The sequence below is a fragment of the Actinoplanes sp. NPDC051537 genome (assembly GCF_055586105.1).
Genome location: NZ_JBVJIU010000025.1, coordinates 138997 through 157219 on the forward strand (window position 1 = coordinate 138997; position 18223 = coordinate 157219).

At 71.2% G+C, this 18223-nt stretch carries 10 protein-coding genes; 6 read left to right on the top strand and 4 right to left on the bottom strand.

Going from position 1 to position 18223, the window contains the following annotated elements; all coding sequences use genetic code 11:
* Positions 1 to 147 precede the first annotated feature (147 nt).
* The 5 genes from ACZ6TB_RS43365 (at position 148) to ACZ6TB_RS43385 (ending at position 6654) form a co-directional block, all read left to right on the top strand.
* Positions 148 to 1095 (top strand): carbohydrate ABC transporter permease, encoded by a 948-nt coding sequence (locus ACZ6TB_RS43365; RefSeq protein ID WP_465565928.1) that lies wholly within the window; start codon positions 148 to 150, stop codon positions 1093 to 1095.
* Between the two features lies 1 nt (position 1096).
* Entirely contained in the window at positions 1097 to 2002 is a 906-nt protein-coding gene (locus ACZ6TB_RS43370; RefSeq protein ID WP_465565931.1) for a carbohydrate ABC transporter permease, read from the top strand.
* Positions 2003 to 2007: 5 nt separating this feature from the next.
* Positions 2008 to 3069 (top strand): LacI family DNA-binding transcriptional regulator, encoded by a 1062-nt coding sequence (locus tag ACZ6TB_RS43375; RefSeq protein ID WP_465565989.1) that lies wholly within the window; start codon positions 2008 to 2010, stop codon positions 3067 to 3069.
* A 974-nt stretch (positions 3070 to 4043) separates the two neighbouring features.
* A complete protein-coding gene (locus tag ACZ6TB_RS43380) occupies positions 4044 to 5153 on the top strand; it encodes a glycoside hydrolase family 53 protein (protein WP_465565934.1) in 1110 nt (369 codons plus the stop codon).
* A 130-nt stretch (positions 5154 to 5283) separates the two neighbouring features.
* Positions 5284 to 6654: an NAD(P)/FAD-dependent oxidoreductase gene (locus ACZ6TB_RS43385; RefSeq protein ID WP_465565937.1), complete on the top strand. Its 1371-nt coding sequence runs from the start codon at positions 5284 to 5286 to the stop codon at positions 6652 to 6654.
* On the opposite strand, the gene ACZ6TB_RS43390 is transcribed toward ACZ6TB_RS43385, so the two are convergent.
* The 3 genes from ACZ6TB_RS43390 to ACZ6TB_RS43400 form a co-directional block, all read right to left on the bottom strand.
* A complete protein-coding gene (locus tag ACZ6TB_RS43390) occupies positions 6651 to 11492 on the bottom strand; it encodes a DUF4011 domain-containing protein (RefSeq protein WP_465565940.1) in 4842 nt (1613 codons plus the stop codon). The genes ACZ6TB_RS43385 and ACZ6TB_RS43390 overlap by 4 nt on opposite strands.
* Positions 11493 to 11614: 122 nt before the next feature.
* Complete coding sequence (locus ACZ6TB_RS43395) at positions 11615 to 13786, bottom strand: MMPL family transporter (RefSeq protein ID WP_465565943.1); 2172 nt, start codon at positions 13784 to 13786, stop codon at positions 11615 to 11617.
* Between the two features lie 24 nt (positions 13787 to 13810).
* Entirely contained in the window at positions 13811 to 14362 is a 552-nt protein-coding gene (locus ACZ6TB_RS43400; protein WP_465565946.1) for a TetR/AcrR family transcriptional regulator, read from the bottom strand.
* 358 nt (positions 14363 to 14720) lie between these two features.
* Between ACZ6TB_RS43400 and ACZ6TB_RS43405 the strand changes: the two genes are divergently transcribed.
* Positions 14721 to 16841 carry an MMPL family transporter gene (locus tag ACZ6TB_RS43405; protein WP_465565949.1) on the top strand — a complete coding sequence of 707 codons (2121 nt, stop codon included), beginning with the start codon at positions 14721 to 14723 and terminating at the stop codon, positions 16839 to 16841.
* A 43-nt stretch (positions 16842 to 16884) separates the two neighbouring features.
* Here the strand turns inward: ACZ6TB_RS43405 and ACZ6TB_RS43410 are convergent, their stop codons facing one another.
* Positions 16885 to 18132 (bottom strand): YncE family protein, encoded by a 1248-nt coding sequence (locus ACZ6TB_RS43410; protein ID WP_465565952.1) that lies wholly within the window; start codon positions 18130 to 18132, stop codon positions 16885 to 16887.
* Positions 18133 to 18223: the final 91 nt, after the last annotated feature.

The following is an 18223-nucleotide window of genomic DNA, read 5'->3' on the forward strand; positions in this document are numbered from 1 at the left end:
GGGGGACGTGTTGCCCCGACGCGAAACCACCCACCGGAACAAAGAGGAGACACCCTTCCGGAGCTCCCCCTGCCCCCCCCCCCCCCCCCCCGTCCCCCCCCCCCCCCCCCCCCCCGCCCCGGAAGCACTGACGGAAGGGGACGGGCCGTGACGGCATTTCCCACCAGCACACGTACGCCGAGACAGGCGACCCGCGGCGGCCGGCGCGCCGGGATCCCGTACACGTTCCTCGCGCCCGCGCTCATCCTCTTCGTCGCGTTCCTGGCCGCGCCGATCGGCTATGCCGCCTACCTGAGCCTGCGCCGGGTGAAGGTGAGCGGGCTCGGCCTCGGCAAGGGCGCCCGGACCGAGATCTGGGCCGGGCTGTCCAACTACACGCGTTCGCTCACCGACCCGGATTTCTGGCCGAGCGTCGAGCGCGTCGGCGCGTACGGGATGATCGTCGTTCCGGTGATGTTGGGTCTCGCCCTGGTGATGGCCCTTCTCCTGGACGCCGGCCGCACCCGGGTCGGCACGTTCGCCCGCACCTCGATCTTCCTGCCCTACGCCGTGCCCGCGGTGGTGGCCTCGCTGCTGTGGGGCTTCCTCTACCTGCCCCGGGTCAGCCCGATCACCGACGCCCTCCAGGCGGTCGGCATGACCCCGCCCGACCTGCTGTCCGATTCCTGGGTCCTGTACGCGGTGGCGAACATCGCGGTGTGGGGCGGCACCGGCTTCAACATGATCGTCCTCTACACCGCGCTCCGGGCCATCCCCACCGACCTGTTCGAGGCCGCCCGGCTCGACGGCGCCTCGGACGTGCAGATCGCCTGGCGCATCAAGATCCCGATCGTGATGCCGTCGCTGATCATGACGTTCGTCTTCTCGCTGATCGCGACGTTGCAGGTCTTCGCCGAGCCGATGACGCTGCGGCCGCTCAGCAACACGATCTCGACGACCTGGACGCCGCTGATGAAGGTGTACCGGGACGCGTTCACCCGCAACGACGTCTACCTCGCCGCCGCCACCTCGGTGATCATCGCGGTCGCCACCTTCGTCCTGTCCTTCGGGTTCCTCAAGCTCGTCGGGAACCGGGCCTTCAACCAGGAGGACTGACATGACCGTCTCCACCGTCGTCCCCGCCGTCCCGGCCACCACCGCCGTGCCGGCCGCGCCGCGGCAGCGCCGGGGCAACCGCCGGATCAGCCCGAGCGCGACGATCCTGCTCCTGCTCGGGGCCGTCTACTGCCTGTTCCCGGTGCTCTGGGTGCTGATCGCGTCGTCCAAGAGCTCGGGCGAGCTGTTCTCGACGTTCACGCTCAAGCCGAGCACCCACCTGTTCGACAACATCGGCGACCTCAGCGCGTACCGCGGCGGCCTCTACTGGCGGTGGATGGCGAACACCGCCCTCTACGCCGGCGTGGGCGCGGCCGGCTCGACGCTGGTCTCGGCGATGGCCGGTTTCGCGCTGGCCAAGTACACGTTCCCGGGCAAGCGGCTGGTCTTCAACCTGATCCTGGCCGGCGTGCTGGTGCCCGGCGTCATCCTGGCCATTCCGCAATACCTGCTGCTGGCCAAGGTCGGGATGACCAACACGTACTGGTCCGTTCTGCTGCCGAGCATGATCACGCCGTACGGGATATATCTGTGCCGGATCTTCGCGGCCGCCGCCATACCGACCGAGGTCCTCGAGGCCGCGCACATCGACGGCGCCGGGGACTGGCGCACCTTCGGCACCGTCGCGCTGCCGATGATGCGCTCGGGCCTGGTGACCGTTTTTCTGTTCCAGTTCGTGGCGATCTGGAACAACTTCATGCTGCCCTACATCATGCTCGGCGACGATCGGCTCTACCCGCTGACGGTCGGGCTCAACGGCCTGCTGAACCAGGGCGCGAACCAGCCGGCCATGTACATCTCGGTGGTGACCGGGGCGCTCCTGTCGATCGTGCCGCTGGTCGCCCTGTTCCTCGGCCTCCAGCGATATTGGCGGGTCGACCTGGGCGCGGGCGCGGTGAAGGCCTGATGACTATGATCCCTAGCGTGCCGACACCGCCCGGTACGGGGCGCAAGCGGCCCACCATCCGCGACGTGGCGCGCGAGGCCGGGGTCTCTTACGCGACCGTCTCCCGCGTCCTGAACGGCCGGGAGTGGGTCAGCCCCGAGGCGGTGCGCGCCGTGCGGGAGGCCATCGCCCGGACCGGTTACACGGCGAACCCGCACGCCCGCTCGCTGGCCACCGGCAAGTCGGGGTCGATCGCGTTCCTGCTCACCGAGCCGCAGCACCTGCTCTTCGAGGACCCCAACTTCTCGGTCCTGCTGCGCGGCGTCGCCCAGGCCCTCTCCGACCGTTCCCTGACGCTGATCCTCATGATCGCGTCGACCCCCGACGAGCGGAACCGCACGATCGCCTACCTCTCCGGCGGCCACGTCGACGGCGTGCTGCTGGTCTCCCCGCACTCCGGCGATCCCCTGCTGTCGCACCTGGTGCAGGCCGAGGTCCCGATCGTCGCCTGCGGCCGCGTGCTCGGCTACGAACAGTCGATCAGCTCGGTGATGGCCGACGACCGCTCCGGCGGGCGCTCCGCGGTCGAGCACCTGATCGCCGCCGGCTGCCACCGCATCGCCACCATCACCGGCCCGCAGGACACGGCCGGCGGCGTGGACCGCTTGCAGGGCTACACCGAGGCCCTGCTGGCACACGGCATCCCGGTCGAGCCGTCCCGCATAGTCCACGGCGACTGGGGCCGAGCCAGCGGCGCCGCCGCCATGCGCACGCTGCTGGAGCAGGCCCCCGACCTGGACGCCGTCTTCGCCGCCTCGGACGCCATGGCCGCCGGCGCCCTCCCGATCCTGCGCGACGCCCACCGCCAGGTCCCCACCGACGTGCGTGTGGTCGGCTTCGACGACTCCGGCCTGGCCGCGACGCTGGATCCGCCGCTCTCCACCGTGCGGCACCCGCTGGATCGCATCAGCGAGGAGATGGTCCGCCTCCTTACTGACGTGATCGACGGCCGGACGCCGCTCTCGATCACCGTTCCCACGACGCTGGTCCTGCGGGATTCCTCGCCCGCCGGCAGCTCCCCCGCCTGAGGCCCTCCCCGGCCCTCTCCGGCCGTCCCCGGCCCTCCCCGGCCATCGATTCCCGCCCTTTTCACGGCCGCGTCATGTCGTCGCCCGAGTGGTCAGGAGGATCCGATGCCCCGTCGTCTCCCCGCTGCCGAACCCCCGTCCCGCCTTCTGAATTCGGCGCCCACATCGCGGTCGGCCGGCCCACCCTCTACCCGACATTTACCCCATTTCTACCAGCTTCTGGCCCGTCCGCGCCAGATCTTGAAGAGTTTGTGCTCGCCCAGCGCAGCAACTCTCCAAGATCTGCGAAGGGGAGCGCGCACCGTCCGATCGGCGGCCGTTCGCTCTGCTTACCTCCACGCGCCCCCGAACGCGGGCCGCGTCAGGTCTGCTCACCTTTGCGCGCCCCCGGAGGCGGGTCTTCAGCTCTGCTTACCTCTACGCACCCGGGCAGGTCACATCCGTTCTGACCGGGCCCACCTCGTCCCGCTTCATCCCGAGCCCGGCCGGCATCCCGCTCCTGCCCGTCGGCGTCTCCCTCCCCCGCCCTCGCGGGTGAGGGCCAATCAACGCCCCGGCCCGTCGCGTCTCCCTCCCCCGCCCTTGTGGGTGGGGGCCAATCAACCACCCGGGTCTGACACTTTCCCGCCGCCGTCCACAGCCTGCTGCCCCTCCTCAGGCCACCCCGCCCCTAGGTCCAGCCCCGGTCCACAGACCCGGCCCCGCCCGTTGGGTGGGGGCCAATCAACCACCCGGGTCTGACACTTTCCGGCCGTCGTCCACAGCTCGCCGCCGTCCACCGCCCCTCCACCCTCCCCAGGACGCTCCCCCGCCTGCCCCAACCCGGGCATGGCCCGGCCGATCACCCACCGGCCGGGCCATGCCCGACAAATCAGAAATGTCGGGCGCGCCAGCGCCAGACATTTCGCGATAAGGCACGGCAACACTCCGGCGATCCCCGTCGCCGGTCGCCCTTTCCGAAACGAAGGAGCGCCATGAAACCGTCCCTCAGAGCCGTAGCAGCCGCCCTCGTCCTAGCGGTCCTGCCGGCCCTCACCGCCACCACCCCCGCGCACGCCGCCAACACCCTCACCATGCTCGGCGCCGACGTCTCGACGCTGCAGCGCAGCCTCGATCTCGGCGCCAAGTACTACAACAAGGCCGGCTCGGCCGCCGACCCCTACGACATCCTCAAGGCAGCCGGCGCCAACTACATGCGGTTGCGCATCTGGAACAACCCGGCCAGCGGCTACAACAACAAGGCCAAGGTCCTCCAGCAGGCCAAGGCGATCAAGGCCAAGGGGCTGAAGCTGCTCATCGACTTCCACTACTCCGACACCTGGGCCGACCCGGGCAAGCAATATCCGCCTGCGGCGTGGGCATCACACTCGCTCAGCCAGCTGCAGAGCGATGTCTACAGCTACACGTACGACGTCTGCACCGCCCTCAAGGCGCAAGGCACCACGCCCGACAGCGTGCAGATCGGTAACGAGATCAACGTCGGCATGCTGTGGCCCAACGGCAAGGTCACCAACAACAACTTCGCGCCGGTGGCGGGGCTGTTGAAGCAGGGGTACAACGCCACCAAGGCCTGCAACAGCGGCACCCAGGTGTGGATCCACACGGCCGACGCGGACAGTGACGCGAACGCCCGCTGGTTCTACGACGGGATCCGGGCGCAGGGCGTCAGCTGGGACGTCACGGCGCTGTCGTACTACTGCATGTGGCACGGCACACTGGCCAACCTCTACAACGTGATCGCCGACGTGAAGTCCCGGTACGGCAAGCCGGTCGTGATCGCCGAGACCGCGTACCAGTTCACCACCGCGAACGCCGACAGCCAGTCGAACTCGATCCCGGGCACCACGCTCTGCGACAACATCCCGGCGAGCTGGGCCGGGCAGGCGCAGGAGTTCACCTGGGTGCAGAACACCGCGCGCAACGCCGGCGCGGTGGGGGTCTTCTACTGGGAGCCGACCTGGTACGCGATCAAGGGCAACGGCTGGGATCCGGCCAACATCAACGGCACCGGCGACGGCTGGGACAACATGGCCACCTTCGATTGGACCGGCCACGTGAACCCGAACCTGGTCTGGGCGCCGTAAACACGCCTCAAACGTGGCAGGGGCCCGGAGTGATGTTCCACTCCGGGCCCGTCACGGTGTCGATACTCACGGCATAATCACGCAGATCAGGGCGCTGTACTAGGCGGAACAGCGATCGACAGGAGTGATGATGCAGCGGCATCGTGTGGTGGTCATCGGCGCGGGTTTCGGCGGTCTCTTCGCCATCAAGGCGCTCAAGAACGCCCCGGTCGACATCACCTTGATCAACGGGACGGCGTACCACCTCTTCCAGCCCCTGCTCTACCAGGTGGCGACGGGCATCCTCTCCGAGGGCGAGATCGCGCCCCCGATCCGTGAGGTGCTGCGGCGGCAGGACAACGTCGACGTACGGCTGGGCTGGGCGAGCCACATCGACGTCGACCGGAAGATCGTGTCGGTGCGCGGTCCCGGCATCGACTACGAGGTCCCGTACGACTCGCTGATCGTGGCCGCCGGCGCCGCGCAGTCCTACTTCGGCAATGACGGGTTCGCCGACCACGCGCCCGGCATGAAGAACATCGACGACGCGCTCGAGCTGCGCGCCCGCATCTTCGGCGCGTTCGAGATCGCCGACCTGCAGACCGACCCCGAGGACATCGACCGCTGGCTGACCTTCGTGGTCGTCGGCGCGGGCCCGACCGGCACCGAGATGGCCGGCCAGATCGCCGAGCTGGCCCACCGCACGCTCCCCGGGCAGTACAAGCACATCGACCCGCGCAAGGCGCGCATCATCCTGGTCGACGCGCTGCCGGCGGTGCTCAACACGTTCGGCGACCACCTGTCGACCCGGGCGCTGCGCCAGCTGCACCTGCTCGGCGTCGAGGTCGAGCTCAACACCAAGGTGGTCGGCGTCGACGCGACCGGCATCGAGGTCGACACCGAGCGCGGCCACGAGCGCATCCCGTCGATGACCAAGGTGTGGGCGGCCGGCGTCTCCGCTCCCCCGCTGGCCCGCAAGCTGGCCGAGGCGGCCGGGGCGAAGGCCGACCGGGCCGGGCGCATCTTCGTCGAGCCCGACCTGACCGTGCCGGGTCACCCCGAGATCTTCGTGCTCGGCGACATGATGAACCTCGACGACGAGCACGGCCAGCAGCTGCCGGGCGTCGCGCAGGTGGCGATCCAGGGCGGACGGTACGCGGCGGACGCGATCAAGCGGCGGCTGGCCGGCAAGCCCGCGGGCAAGCCGTTCAAGTACTTCGACAAGGGCAGCCTCGCCACGATCTCCCGGTTCTCGGCCGTCGCCAGCATCGGCAAGCTGCGCCTGGACGGCTTCCTGGCCTGGCTGATCTGGGTGGCGGTCCACCTGCTCTACCTGGTCGGCTTCAAGAACCGGGTGACCGCGGTGCTGCACTGGGCGGTCAGCTTCCTGGGCCGCGGCCGTTCCGAGCGGGTCGCGACCGTGCAGCAGGCCTTCGCCCGGCGGGCCATCCACGAGTACGGCGACCCGTTCGAGCGGGCCCGGGCCGAGGCGTTGGAGAGCCAGGGCCAGAGTCAGGGCTAGATGTCCAGGTCGGACGAGGCCGGGGGCATGAGTTCCCGGCCGACGGGCCGGTAGGGCTCGACCGGCGGCCACGGCCCGGCGGGGTGAGAGGCGGGATGAGAGGCATGCGGCGGCGTGTGCCAGCCCCGCTGCGGGTGCCGGTCGAAGCCGGGCGCTGGGTCGGCGAGGGCCCGCTGGATCGCGGCGAGCAGCCGTCCCGCCTCGGCCGGCTGGTCGGCGTACCAGGACGTGGACCAGATCCGGTGCATGTGCCAGCCGAGGTCGCGCAGCTCCTGCTCGCGCAGCCGGTCCCGGTCGCGGGCCGAGGCGATCCGGCGGTAACCGGGCCCGTCGAACTCGATGCCCAGCGCGTACACCTCGTCGGGGTGATCGGGGTGCAGCACGCCGATGTCGACGAGATGCCCGGCCGCGCCGATCTGACGCCGCACGGCGAAGTTCCAGCCCTTGATCGTGGCCAGCACCGACTCCTCGAAGGCGGTCATGCCCTCGCGGTCGGACACGTCGCGCCCGAGGGTGGCGGCGTCGCGCTCGGCGTACTCGAGGAACGCCTTGAGATGCCGGATGCTCTCGTTGCCCATGTCCTGCACGTCGGACGCGTGGATCGACGACACCACCTCGACGCGCTGCCGGGCCCGGGTGATGGCGACGTTGAGGCGGCGCCAGCCCTTGGGCCGGTTGAGCACCCCGAAGTTCGTGCTGATCTTGTCGTGCTCGTCGTAGCCGTAGCCGACGGACAGGATGATCACGTCCCGCACGTCGCCCTGCACCGCCTCGAGGCTCTTGACGAAGAAGCCGTCCAGCCGGTCGGCGTCGTCGAACGACAGCTCGGGATGTTCGGCGATCATCTGCTGTACGGCGTCGTCGATCGCGTCCGCCTGGGCGACCGAGAGCGTGACCACGCCGAGCGTCTTGCCCGGCCGGTGGGTGAGATGGTGCAGCACCCGGGCCGCCACCGCCTCGGCCTCGATCGGGTTGTCCGAGGTGGTGAGCCGGTGGTAGATGCCGTCGACCGGGTAGAGCTGCACGCCGTGGTCGGGTTCCCGGGCGTAGGCGCGGGGCAGGCTGACCAGCTTCCCGTTGTAGTAGGCGAGGTTGGCGAAGGCGAACAGGGCTTCGTGCTTGCTGCGGTGGTGCCAGCCCAGCTCCAGCGTGGGGAAGGTCTCCCGGGCGAGGTCGAGGATGGACGGGAAGTCGGTGACGTCGTCCTCCACCTTGTCGTAGAAGGTGGTCGGCGGCAGCTGCCGCTCGTCGCCGGAGACGATCAGCGCGTCGCCGCGGTACACGCAGTTGATGGCGTCGGCGGTGGTCACCTGGGACGCCTCGTCGATGATCACCACGTCGAACTCGATCTCCGGCGGGAGCAGCCGGCTCACCGCGAGCGGTGACATCAGGAAACAGGGCTTGAGCGCCTGCACGGCGTGGCGGGCCTGGGCGATCAGATCCCGTACGGCGAGATGCCCGGTCCGCTTGCTGCCCTCACGACGGATGAGGGCCGGCTCCCCGGTGGTCGCGGCCGAGGGGCGGCGCGCCTCGACGGCGTACACGATGTCGGCGAGCGCCGCCGCGCCGAGCTCGTTGTCCAGCAGCTTGAAGACCTCGACGAGGTGCACCCGCTCCTCGGCGTCGATCGGCTGGAGGCCGCCGTCGGTGCGCAGGATCTGGTCGGCCCAGCCGCGGTAGATCGCGCGCTCGAGCACGGGCCAGATCCGCTCGGGCGGGATCCCGCCGGCCGCGCAGAACTCGAGCGCCTCGCCCAGCCCGTACTGCAGGATCACCGCCCGGGCGTCCAGGTGCACGAACCACTCCTGTTGCCCGGCCGCGTCGTGCAGCAGCTCGACGAGCAGGTCCCGGGCCTCGTCGTAGTCGCCGAGGTGGGTGGTCAGCTCGATCCGCCGGTCCGGGCCGAACGCCTCGAGCACCTGCTCGCGGGCGTGCTCCCAGCCCGCCACCGCCCCGGCCAGCCCCTCGCTGGCCTGGCTCTCGGCGATCGCGTGCGCCTGCTCGGGGGTGAGCGGCGCGTCGTGGCCGGTGTAGAGGCGGCGGGCCTCGGCGGTCCAGACCACGATCTGGTTCATCAGCTCGTCGTCGGTCTTGGTGCCGCGGTAGATCGAGCCGAGCACGGCGGCGTGCGGGCCGGCGCTGGCCCAGATCGCGGCCTCGGCGTCGACGGCGGCCTGCCGCTGCTGGGCGATCTCGACCGCCTCGGCGAGCGTGAGGTCGCCGCGCCCGGTCGGCCCGCCGTACGCCCGCAGCATCTCGGCGGCGGCCCGCACCGGGGCGACGTGCGCGCGCAGCCAGTTGACCGCGTCCTGGATGGCGCCCTCGCCCAGCTCGGGCCGCGGCGCGCGGGCCGGCGCCTCGCGCAGGGTGGTGCGGAACCGGTCGAACTCCTCGCGGGCCTCCCCGACGATCCGCAGCAGCGCGTTGTTCGGCCGCGGCGCGGTGACGTGCACGACCACGGCCGCGAGCGCGTCGGGCGGCGTCTCCCGGATCACCTCGTCGGCGGTGTGCAGCGCCTCCTGGACGGCCGTGAAGTCGGTGTCCATCCCGTCCCAGTGCCGGCCGAGGATGTCGGCGTGCTCGTCGGCGAGCGCCTCCAGCTCGTCGAGCGCCGCCTTCCACGCCGCCGCGTCCTCCACGTTCGCGACCGCGTCCTCGGGCGTGACCTCGGGCAGCGCCGCCTCGATCGCGGCCTTCTTGGCCTTGCGGGTGGTGCGCAGCAGCTTGCGCGGGCCGCGCCGGGCGGTGAGCCGCTCGGCCATCTCCTCGATCGGCTCGTTCAGCACGCCCTCGTCGAAGTGCCGGCGGGCCTGCTCCTCGGCGGCGTTGACGGCGTCGACGGCCCGGCGCAGCGCCCGCACCGCGGCGTGCGCGGCGGCCATCCCGCCCTCGGCGAACCAGGCCGCCTCGGGCTTGGTGTCCCGGCCGATCAGCTCGGCGATGGTGATCACCCGGCGCGAGTCCGGGAAGCTCACCACGTGCGGCAGGCCGAGCCGGGCGGTGACCCGGTCGAGGGCCTCCTGCCGGGTCTCCAGCCGGTCGGCCTCCTCGGCGAACTTGTTGGCCAGGTGCTCGGCCTGGGCGGCGTTGAGCGGGCGCAGGTCGATGCCGGCCGGCGTCAGGTGGGCCAGGTCGGGGACGCTGGTCAGCTCCGCGGCCGAGGGCAGGTCGGCCCACGGGATGCCGCCGTAGCGCAGCGCGGCCAGGTGCCGGGTGAGGTCGGTGGCGGCCTCCTGCACGGGCTGCAGGCTCTCGACCGTCAGCCACTCCTCGACGATCACGCCCGGCCGGTGCCCGGCGTGCGCGGCCAGCGCCGCGAGCGTGGCCGCGCCGGCCGGCTCGTGCAGGTCGAACGCGTCGGCCACGGCGGAGTTGCCGACCACCGCCTCGGCCAGGGTGCCGAGCGCGGTCATCGCCAGCTTCAGCCGGCCCTCCATCGGCTCCCGCTCGATCGCGTCCCGCCACAGGTAGGTCTCGCTGCGCAGCCGGCCGAGCCGGCCGACGGCGTCGCGGATCTGGTCGAGCGCCTCCGCGGTGAGCTCGGCCGGGATCTCGGCCGGCACCGGCGCGGCGGGAACGGCATGCAGCATCGAGCAGATGCCGATCACGTCGTGCAGGCTCCGGCCGAGCGGCTGCCGGATGCAGTTCATCGACTCCGCGTACGCGCCGAGCCGCTCGCGCCGTTCCCGCACCGCCCGCCGGTCGATCGGATCCATGGTCGCCAGCGGCACCGGGTCGGTGTCCAGCGCCTCGGTCAGGGCCGCCGCCACCTCGCGCCGGCCGGTCAGGTCGCTGTGCAGGGGCAGCAGGTAGTTGCCGAGCCCGGCCCCGGCCAGCCGGCGCTGCACGGTGTCGAGCGCGGCGGCCTTCTCGGAGACGACCAGCACCCGCTTGCCCGCGTGCAGCAGGCAGCCGACCATGTTGGCGATCGTCTGCGACTTGCCGGTGCCCGGGGCGCCGTCGAGCACGAAGCTGCGCCCGGCGACGGCGGCGGCCACCGCGGCCCGCTGGCCGGCGTCGGCGTCGAGCAGCAGCGGCGCCTCCTCGGCCGGGGCGATCTCGTCGATCAGGGTGGCGTCGGGTGGCTCGAAGGCGAAGGCGCGGACCGCGTCCCGGGTGGCCAATGCGCGCACGAGCGGGTGCTCGACGATGTGCGGCTCGCTCTCGACCAGGTCGGCGTGGATCGACTCGCGGTGCACGCCGAACGCGCTCAGCACGACGGTCTCGTCCGCGTACCAGCCGGCCCGCTCGCCGATGGCGACGTCGATGTGCGCCCACAGCACGGTGACGTCGAGGTCGGCCAGGGCGCTCACCTCGGGCAATTCGATGCCGAGCGGGCTCATCCGCAACGCCAGGGCCGGGTTGACGATCGGGTCGTCGCCGCGCGCCCGCAGGACCGGGCCGGCCGGGTCGATCTCCACCGGAATCAACAAGATCGGGCTCTGGTACGGGGTATTGCGGTCGTCGGTCCAGTGCAGCATCCCGACGGCGAGGTAGAGCGAGCACACGCCCCGGTCGAGCAGCTCCTGCCGGGACCGGCGGTAGAAGCGGTGCAGCAGCGCGCCCAGGTGCTCCTCGTCGAGGTCGGTGCGCAGCACCGGCAGCTGGTCGTCGCCGTCGTCGCCGGGGAAGCCGAAGGCGCCGTCCTCCTGGAGAACCTTGAGCAGCGACTTCGGCGACGGCCCGGAGATCTCGACGGCGTCGGACGGGGTCCGGCCGAAATTCAGCAGGCGGTTGGCGTCCGTGAGGTCGACGAGCCCCGAGCGCCACGTTTCGAGCGCAGCCCGGACCTCGCCGTCGGGTAGCTCGCTCAGTTCCGCTGCATGATCCGGCCGCATTCCCCAATTGCAGCAAGACGGACGGCGGTCACGCTGGGGATTCGCCCGCTTTTGTTCCGAATATTCGTCGCATAACAGGTGAAGAGGGCATTCTCCGCTTAGTTTAGGAGACAGGGCTTGGTTTAGGAGACAGGCGCCTTCTCGGCCGGCGCCCGGTGCTCCAGCGCCGCGCCCTCGACGTCGAGAGCCGGGAGCTTGGCCAGCCAGCGCGGCATCCACCAGGCCGCCCGGCCCATCAGCGCCAGCGCCGCCGGGATGGCGATCATGCGGACCACCAGGGCGTCGAACAGGATGCCGATGGCCAGCGCGAACGCGATCGGCTTGACCGTGTCGTTGCCCTGCGGCACGAAGCCGGCGAACACCGAGAACATGATCGTGGCGGCCGCGATCACCACGGGCGCGGCCTGGCGGAAGCCGGTGACCACCGCGTCGCGTGGTGCGGCGCCGTGCGCGTGGGCCTCGTGCATCCGCGAGACCAGGAACACCATGTAGTCCATGGCCAGGCCGAACAGGATGCCGACGATGATGATCGGGGACAGGCTCAGCAGCGGCCCGGTGACCTTGACGTTGACCACGTCGGCGAGCCAGCCCCACTGGAAGACCGCGACCGTGGCGCCGAACGCGGCCCCGATCGTGAGCAGGAAGCCGATCACACCGGCGACCGGCACCAGGATCGAGCGGAAGACCAGCACGAGCAGCACGAACGCGAGGCCGACGACGAGCCCGAGGTAGATCGGCAGGGCGGCGTTGAGCTTCTGCGACACGTCGATGCTGATCGCCGTCTGCCCGGTGACGTAGACCTTGGCGGCCGGCCCGTCGGCGACCTTGTCGCGGATGGCGTGCACGAGGTCGACGGTCTGCGTCGCGTCCGGCCCGCTCGTCGGGATGACGGTGATCAGGGCCGCCGAGCCGGTCGGGTTCGGCCGCGGCGGGGTGGCCACCAGCACGCCGGGCAGGGTGCTCACCTGCTGCTGGACGGTTGCCGCGTACGAGGTGGAGCCCGCGCCGTCGACCAGCACCAGCAGCGGTCCGGCGAAGCCGGGGCCGAACCGGGCGGCGATCAGCGCGTCGGCCTTGGCCATCGTGCTGCCCGGCACCTCCTTCTGGATCAGCGAGGTCTGCATCTTCGTCACCGGGATGGCGATCACGCCGAGCGCGGCGACCGCGACGATCAGGCTGGCCCAGCGGCGCGTGGTGACGGTGTCGCCCCAGGCCCGGATGAAGCCGCGGCCGGTCTCCTCGCCCGGGTGCTCGACCGGCGGCGCGCCGCGCAGCTTCTTCGGCAGCGCCCGCACGCCGATGAAGCCGAGGATGGCCGGCACCAGCGTGACGGCGACGAGGACGGCGATGACGATGGTGCCGGCCGCCGCGAGGCCCATCTCGGTGAGGAACGGGATGCCCGCCACCGACAGGCCGGCCAGCGCGATGACCACGGTCAGGCCCGCGGTCACGACCGCCGAGCCGGCCGTGCCGACCGCCATGGCCGCGGCCTCGGGCACCGCCAGTCCGCGCCTGAGCTCCTGCCGGAACCGGGTGATGATGAACAGCGCGTAGTCGATGCCGACGGCGAGGCCGAGCATCACCGCCAGGATCGAGGTCGTCGACTGGAGCTCGACGAAGCCGGTCAGTGTCACGATGCCGAGCGCGCCGATGCCGACGCCGACGACCGCGGTCAGCAGGTTCATCCCGGCGGCGACCAGCGAGCGGTAGGTCAGCGCGAGCACGAGCAGCGCCACGATCACGCCGATGCCCTCGGCCGGGCCGCCCACGTCGGCGCCCGACTCCTTGGCGGCCTCGCCGCGCACCTCGACCGTCAGTTGCCCGGCCCGGGCCTGGTCGACGGCCGTCAGCAGCGCGTCGCGCTCGTCGGCGGTGATCTCGGAGGCCTGCACGCCGTAGGTGACCGTGCTGTACGCGGCCGACTGGTCCCGGGAGACGACCGGCGACTTGGGGTCGAGCGGGTTGCCGGCCGAGACCACGCCCGGCAGCTTGCCCAGCGCGGCGACGGTCTCGGTGATCCGGGCCGCGTTCAGCGGGGAGGTGACCTTGTCACCGGCCGGGGCGGCGAAGACGACCTGGGCGGTGGCCCCGGCCGACGCGTCGCCGAAGCGCTGCTTCATCAGGTCGAGCGCGGTCGTCGACTCCTGGCCCGGGATCGAGAACGAGTTCACCGTCGCGCCGGACAGCGTCGCCGCGCCGACCCCGACCGCGACCAGCGCGGCGAGCCAGACGACGGTGACCAGGAGGCGGTGCCGGACGGCGCCCAGTCCGAGGCGGTGCAGCAGCGTTGCCATGAGGGGGGTCCTCTGCTTCCGGGGTCAGCGCTCGTGGCCGAGCGCGTCGTAGCTGACGTCCACGAGGTGGCCGGCGTCGACCTTGTCCTGGCAGGCGACGGCGGTCACGGCCAGCGCGCCCAGCGCGCCGACGATGCGCAGCAGGCGGGGCGTGTCGAGGTCGATGGCGCACGCGGGGTCGGCGACCCCGAACGCGGCGAACACGACCGCGCCGACCTGCTGGAGCATTTCGCTGTCGGGCGCGCTCATCAAGCCGCTGAGCAGCAGCGCGACGGCGCCGGGCCGGTTGACCGCGAGACGGGCGACGCCGCCGAGCACGACCCGGTCGCGCCCGGGCCCGACCGGCATGCCCTCGGCCTCGGTCGCGATCGCCCGCATGTCGGCGAGCGCGCGCTCGACCACCGCGTCCTGCAACGCCTCCTTGGTCGGGAAGCGATGCAGCAGGCCGGTCTTGGAGTAGCCCACCGCGTCGGCGACCCGCTGGATCGACGTCTCCTTGAACCCGTGCCGGGCGAAGAGCGCGGCGGCGGTCTCGAGGATCTCGTCCTCGATCTGCTGCTTGGTCGGGCGCGGCATGCGGACCAGCCTAGACGGTTATGGACCAACTCGGTCGGGAACCGACCGTGTCGGTCCTCACACAGTTTTCGGGGAAAGCCCCTGAGCCGATCTCGGGGTCGGCGCCGGTTTTCGCGGCGAAAAGTCCGCTTTACGCGCCCGCCGAGTCGGCGATCCGACGCGTATCCCGGCCGCACCGGATCCGGGGCGGACCGGGGTCCGACCCCGATGTTCGCAGCTCCCCCACTGCATAACTTCAGCTTCGACACAGAAATCCGAGGGCAGGGGGCCCCAGATGGGGAAGCGGCCGGTAACGGTACGCATGGCGCGCTGGAGCGCCGAGCACCCGTGGCGTGCGATCGCGCTATGGGTGGTTTTCGTGGCGGTGTGCTTCGTCGGTGGCAACGCCGCCGGGACGCGCGAGGCGACCGCGCAGGACGACGCGATCGGCGAGTCCGGCCGCGCCTACGTGATGATCGAGGACGGCAAGTTCACCGACGAGCCGGCCGTGGACAACGTTCTGATCACCGCCCGCTCGGGCAAGCTCGACGACGCGGCCGCCAAGGCCGCCGCGAAGGACGCCGCCGCCAAGATGCGCACGGTCACCGGCGTCGAGAAGGTCGGCGACCCGGTCCCGGCCCGCGACGGGACGGCGCTGCTCGTGCCGATCACCATGTCCGGCGACCCGGACACGGCCTCCGACCGGGTCGCGCCGCTGCTCGCGGCCACGGCCGAGGTGCAGGCCGCCCACCCGGAGCTGCGTGTCGAGGAGGTCGGCGGGCCGTCGATCGGCAAGGCGCTCGACGACACGCTCGGCAAGGACTTCCAGAAGGCCGAGATCCTCAGCCTGCCGGTCACCCTGGCCATCCTGATCCTCGCGTTCGGCGCGCTGATCGCGGCCGGCATCCCGGTGCTGCTGGCGCTCATGTCGGTGGCGGCGGCCATGGGCCTGTCCACGCTCGCCTCGCACCTGGTGCCGATGGGCGACGCCACCAGCAGCGTGATCCTGCTGATCGGCATGGCGGTCGGCGTCGACTACTCGCTGTTCTACGTCCGCCGCGAACGCGAGGAACGGGCGAAGGGCCGCGGGCACGTGGACGCCGTGGAGATCGCGGCCGAGACGTCCGGCCACGCGGTCGTCGTCTCCGGCACCGCCGTGATCATCGCGATGGCCGGCCTGTTCCTGGCCGGCGACTCGACGTTCTCCTCGCTCGCGACCGGCTCGATCCTGGTCGTGGCGGTGGCCGTGATCGGCTCGCTGACCGTGCTGCCCGCGCTGCTGGCCAAGCTCGGCCGCTGGGTCGACCGCCCACGGGTGCCGCTGATCTGGCGCCTGCGTGGCCGCGGCGGCGAGGGCCGGGTCTGGCGCAAGATCCTGTCGCCCGCCCTCCGGCGCCCGGCCGCGACCCTCGTGGTCAGCGTCCTCGCGCTGCTGGCCCTGGCGGCACCGGCGCTGGGCATGAAGCTCAAGTTCCCGGGGACCGAGGACCTGCCGCGGACGACGGCGGCGATGCAGGCGTACGACCGGCTGACCGCCGCGTACCCGAGCAACGGCACCACCCACATCGTCGCCGTGCAGGCACCGGCCGCCGAGGCCGGCGCGGTCAAGGCCGCGCTGACCAAGCTGGCCGGCAGCACCGAGGGCGACCCGCTGTTCGCCCCGCTCGAGACGACCGGCCCGGACATCGACGTCTCGGCCGACGGCACGGTCGCCGTGCTCAATCTGGCCACGCCGTTCTCGGCGCGCAGTGACAAGGCTGCCGACTCGCTGCACGAGCTGCGGCAGACGCTGGCCCCGGCCGCGCTCGGATCCATCCCCGGCGCCAAGTACGCGGTGGCCGGCGGCGTCGCCGAGAACGAGGACTACGCCAAGCACATCTGGCACACGCTGCCGATCGTGGCCGGCTTCGTGCTGGCGCTGACGTTCCTGGTGATGGCCTGGACGTTCCGGTCGGTCGTGGTGGCCGGCACGGCGATCCTGCTGAATCTGCTGTCGGCCGGCGCGGCGTACGGGCTGATGGTCGTGGTGTTCCAGAACCATTGGGCCGAGGGGCTGCTCGGCTTCACCTCGACCGGCGCGATTGTCACCTGGTTGCCGCTGTTCCTGTTCGTGGTGCTGTTCGGCCTGTCGATGGACTACCACGTCTTCGTGGTCTCCCGGATCCGGGAGGCGGTGAACCGCGGGGTGCCGACCCGGGAAGCGGTCGCCGACGGCATCGCGGGCTCGGCCGGCACGGTCAGCAGCGCCGCCATCGTGATGGTCGCCGTCTTCTCGATCTTCGCGACGCTGAGCACGATCGACATGAAGCAGCTCGGCGTGGGCCTGGCGGCGGCGATCCTGCTCGACGCCACGATCATCCGGGCGGTCGTGCTGCCGTCGCTGATGACGCTGCTCGGCCCGGCCAACTGGTGGGCGCCGCGCTTCATGCGGCCTCGCGGCCGGCACGCCGCGGCCGCCATCACCGAGGAGCCGGAACGCGAGTTGGTCAACGCCTCCTGACGTTCCAGAAGGGCCGCCCCGCATTCCGCGGGGCGGCCCTTTTCTATGGCGCGGACCAGCCGGTGGGGATGTGCCCGATCCGGACCCGCTGGGGATGGTCGCCGACCGCCACCGTGGCCACGCGCTGCCCGGTGGCGAAGCTGATCGCCGAGACCCGGTCGGCGCCCGACTCGGAGATGACGCAGTCGAGGCCGTCCCCGCTCACCGTGGCCCAGTACGGCTTGCTCGCGGTGACCAGCGGTCCCGGGGTGAGCGTCGCCCGGTCGACCACGGTCGCGTAGTCGTCCATCGTGCCGGCCACGCAGAGCTTCGAGCCGTCCGGGCTGATCGACAGGCCGTGGTGGCGGGAGTCGTTCACCCAGGTCGTCCGGTCCGGGTTGGTGGCCGGGTTGAGCGGCAGCGCCTTCACCCGCGTGACCTTGTCGGTGGCCACGTCGTACTCGACCACGCCGCCGAAGAACGAGACCTGGAAGTACAGCTTGGACTCGTCCGGGGTGAAGACGGCCGGACGGACCGCGTCGGAGAGGTCCTTGCGGCCGAACGCGTCCAGGCGAGCCCGCATGTCGACGGTGCGGACCACCCCGTACGTCCTCGTGTCCGCGATCGTGATGTGCCGGTCCCCCTTGGTCCAGTCCTGCGAGGGATCGTCGAGCGACGTGTTCACCTCGCCGATCGACATGTTCCAGAGGTAGCGGCCGTCGCGGGTGAAGATGTTCTCGTGCGGCTTGTCCCCGGCCCCGAACGAGCCGAGCTGACGGCCCGTCACGATGTCCAGCACGTGCACCGTGTTCGAGGTCGACGCCGAGACCGCCACCGACTTGCCGTCGGGCGCGACCGCCATGTGGTCGGCGCGGTAGCCGGAGACGGCGAAACGCCAGCGGACGGCGCCGGTGGCGAGATCGATCGAGACCACGTCGGCGAAGCTCGGCCGCGAGACGACCAGCGCGTCCCCGGCCGGCGTCGTGTACATGTCGTCCACCAGCTGGTCGTGCCCCTCGCCCGGCCCCTGCTGGATGCCGAGGTAGTAGGCCAGCTTGATCGGGTTGAAATAGATCTCCAGCAGTCGCTGCGTCTTGTCCGGCACGACGTTGATCCGGCCGATCTTGGCGAAGTCGCCGCGCGAATGGATCACGTCGACCGTGCCGTCCCAGTTGTTGCCGACGAACATGACTTCCTGGAGCGCCGCTTGGGCGGCGCCCGGTTGTGCGGCCGCCGGCTGGCTCACGCCTAGGGGGAGAATCGCGATCAGAACGCCGAGTATGGTGCGCAGTGGTCCGATGTGTACGGTCATGGCAGGATTCTCCCGAGAGGTTCCACAACACGGGTCGCGGCTGTTACTTTTCAGTAACACAATGGGAACAAGCCAACGACCGACGTCGATA

Excerpts from the sequence above, each read along its gene's own strand:
- ACZ6TB_RS43395 (WP_465565943.1), bottom strand. The coding sequence starts at position 13,786 with ATGGCAACGCTGCTGCACCGCCTCGGACTGGGCGCCGTCCGGCACCGC.
- ACZ6TB_RS43380 (WP_465565934.1), top strand. The coding sequence starts at position 4,044 with ATGAAACCGTCCCTCAGAGCCGTAGCAGCCGCCCTCGTCCTAGCGGTC.
- ACZ6TB_RS43390 (WP_465565940.1), bottom strand. The coding sequence starts at position 11,492 with ATGCGGCCGGATCATGCAGCGGAACTGAGCGAGCTACCCGACGGCGAG.
- ACZ6TB_RS43400 (WP_465565946.1), bottom strand. The coding sequence starts at position 14,362 with ATGCCGCGCCCGACCAAGCAGCAGATCGAGGACGAGATCCTCGAGACC.
- ACZ6TB_RS43385 (WP_465565937.1), top strand. The coding sequence starts at position 5,284 with ATGCAGCGGCATCGTGTGGTGGTCATCGGCGCGGGTTTCGGCGGTCTC.
- ACZ6TB_RS43370 (WP_465565931.1), top strand. The coding sequence starts at position 1,097 with ATGACCGTCTCCACCGTCGTCCCCGCCGTCCCGGCCACCACCGCCGTG.
- ACZ6TB_RS43410 (WP_465565952.1), bottom strand. The coding sequence starts at position 18,132 with ATGACCGTACACATCGGACCACTGCGCACCATACTCGGCGTTCTGATC.
- ACZ6TB_RS43375 (WP_465565989.1), top strand. The coding sequence starts at position 2,008 with ATGATCCCTAGCGTGCCGACACCGCCCGGTACGGGGCGCAAGCGGCCC.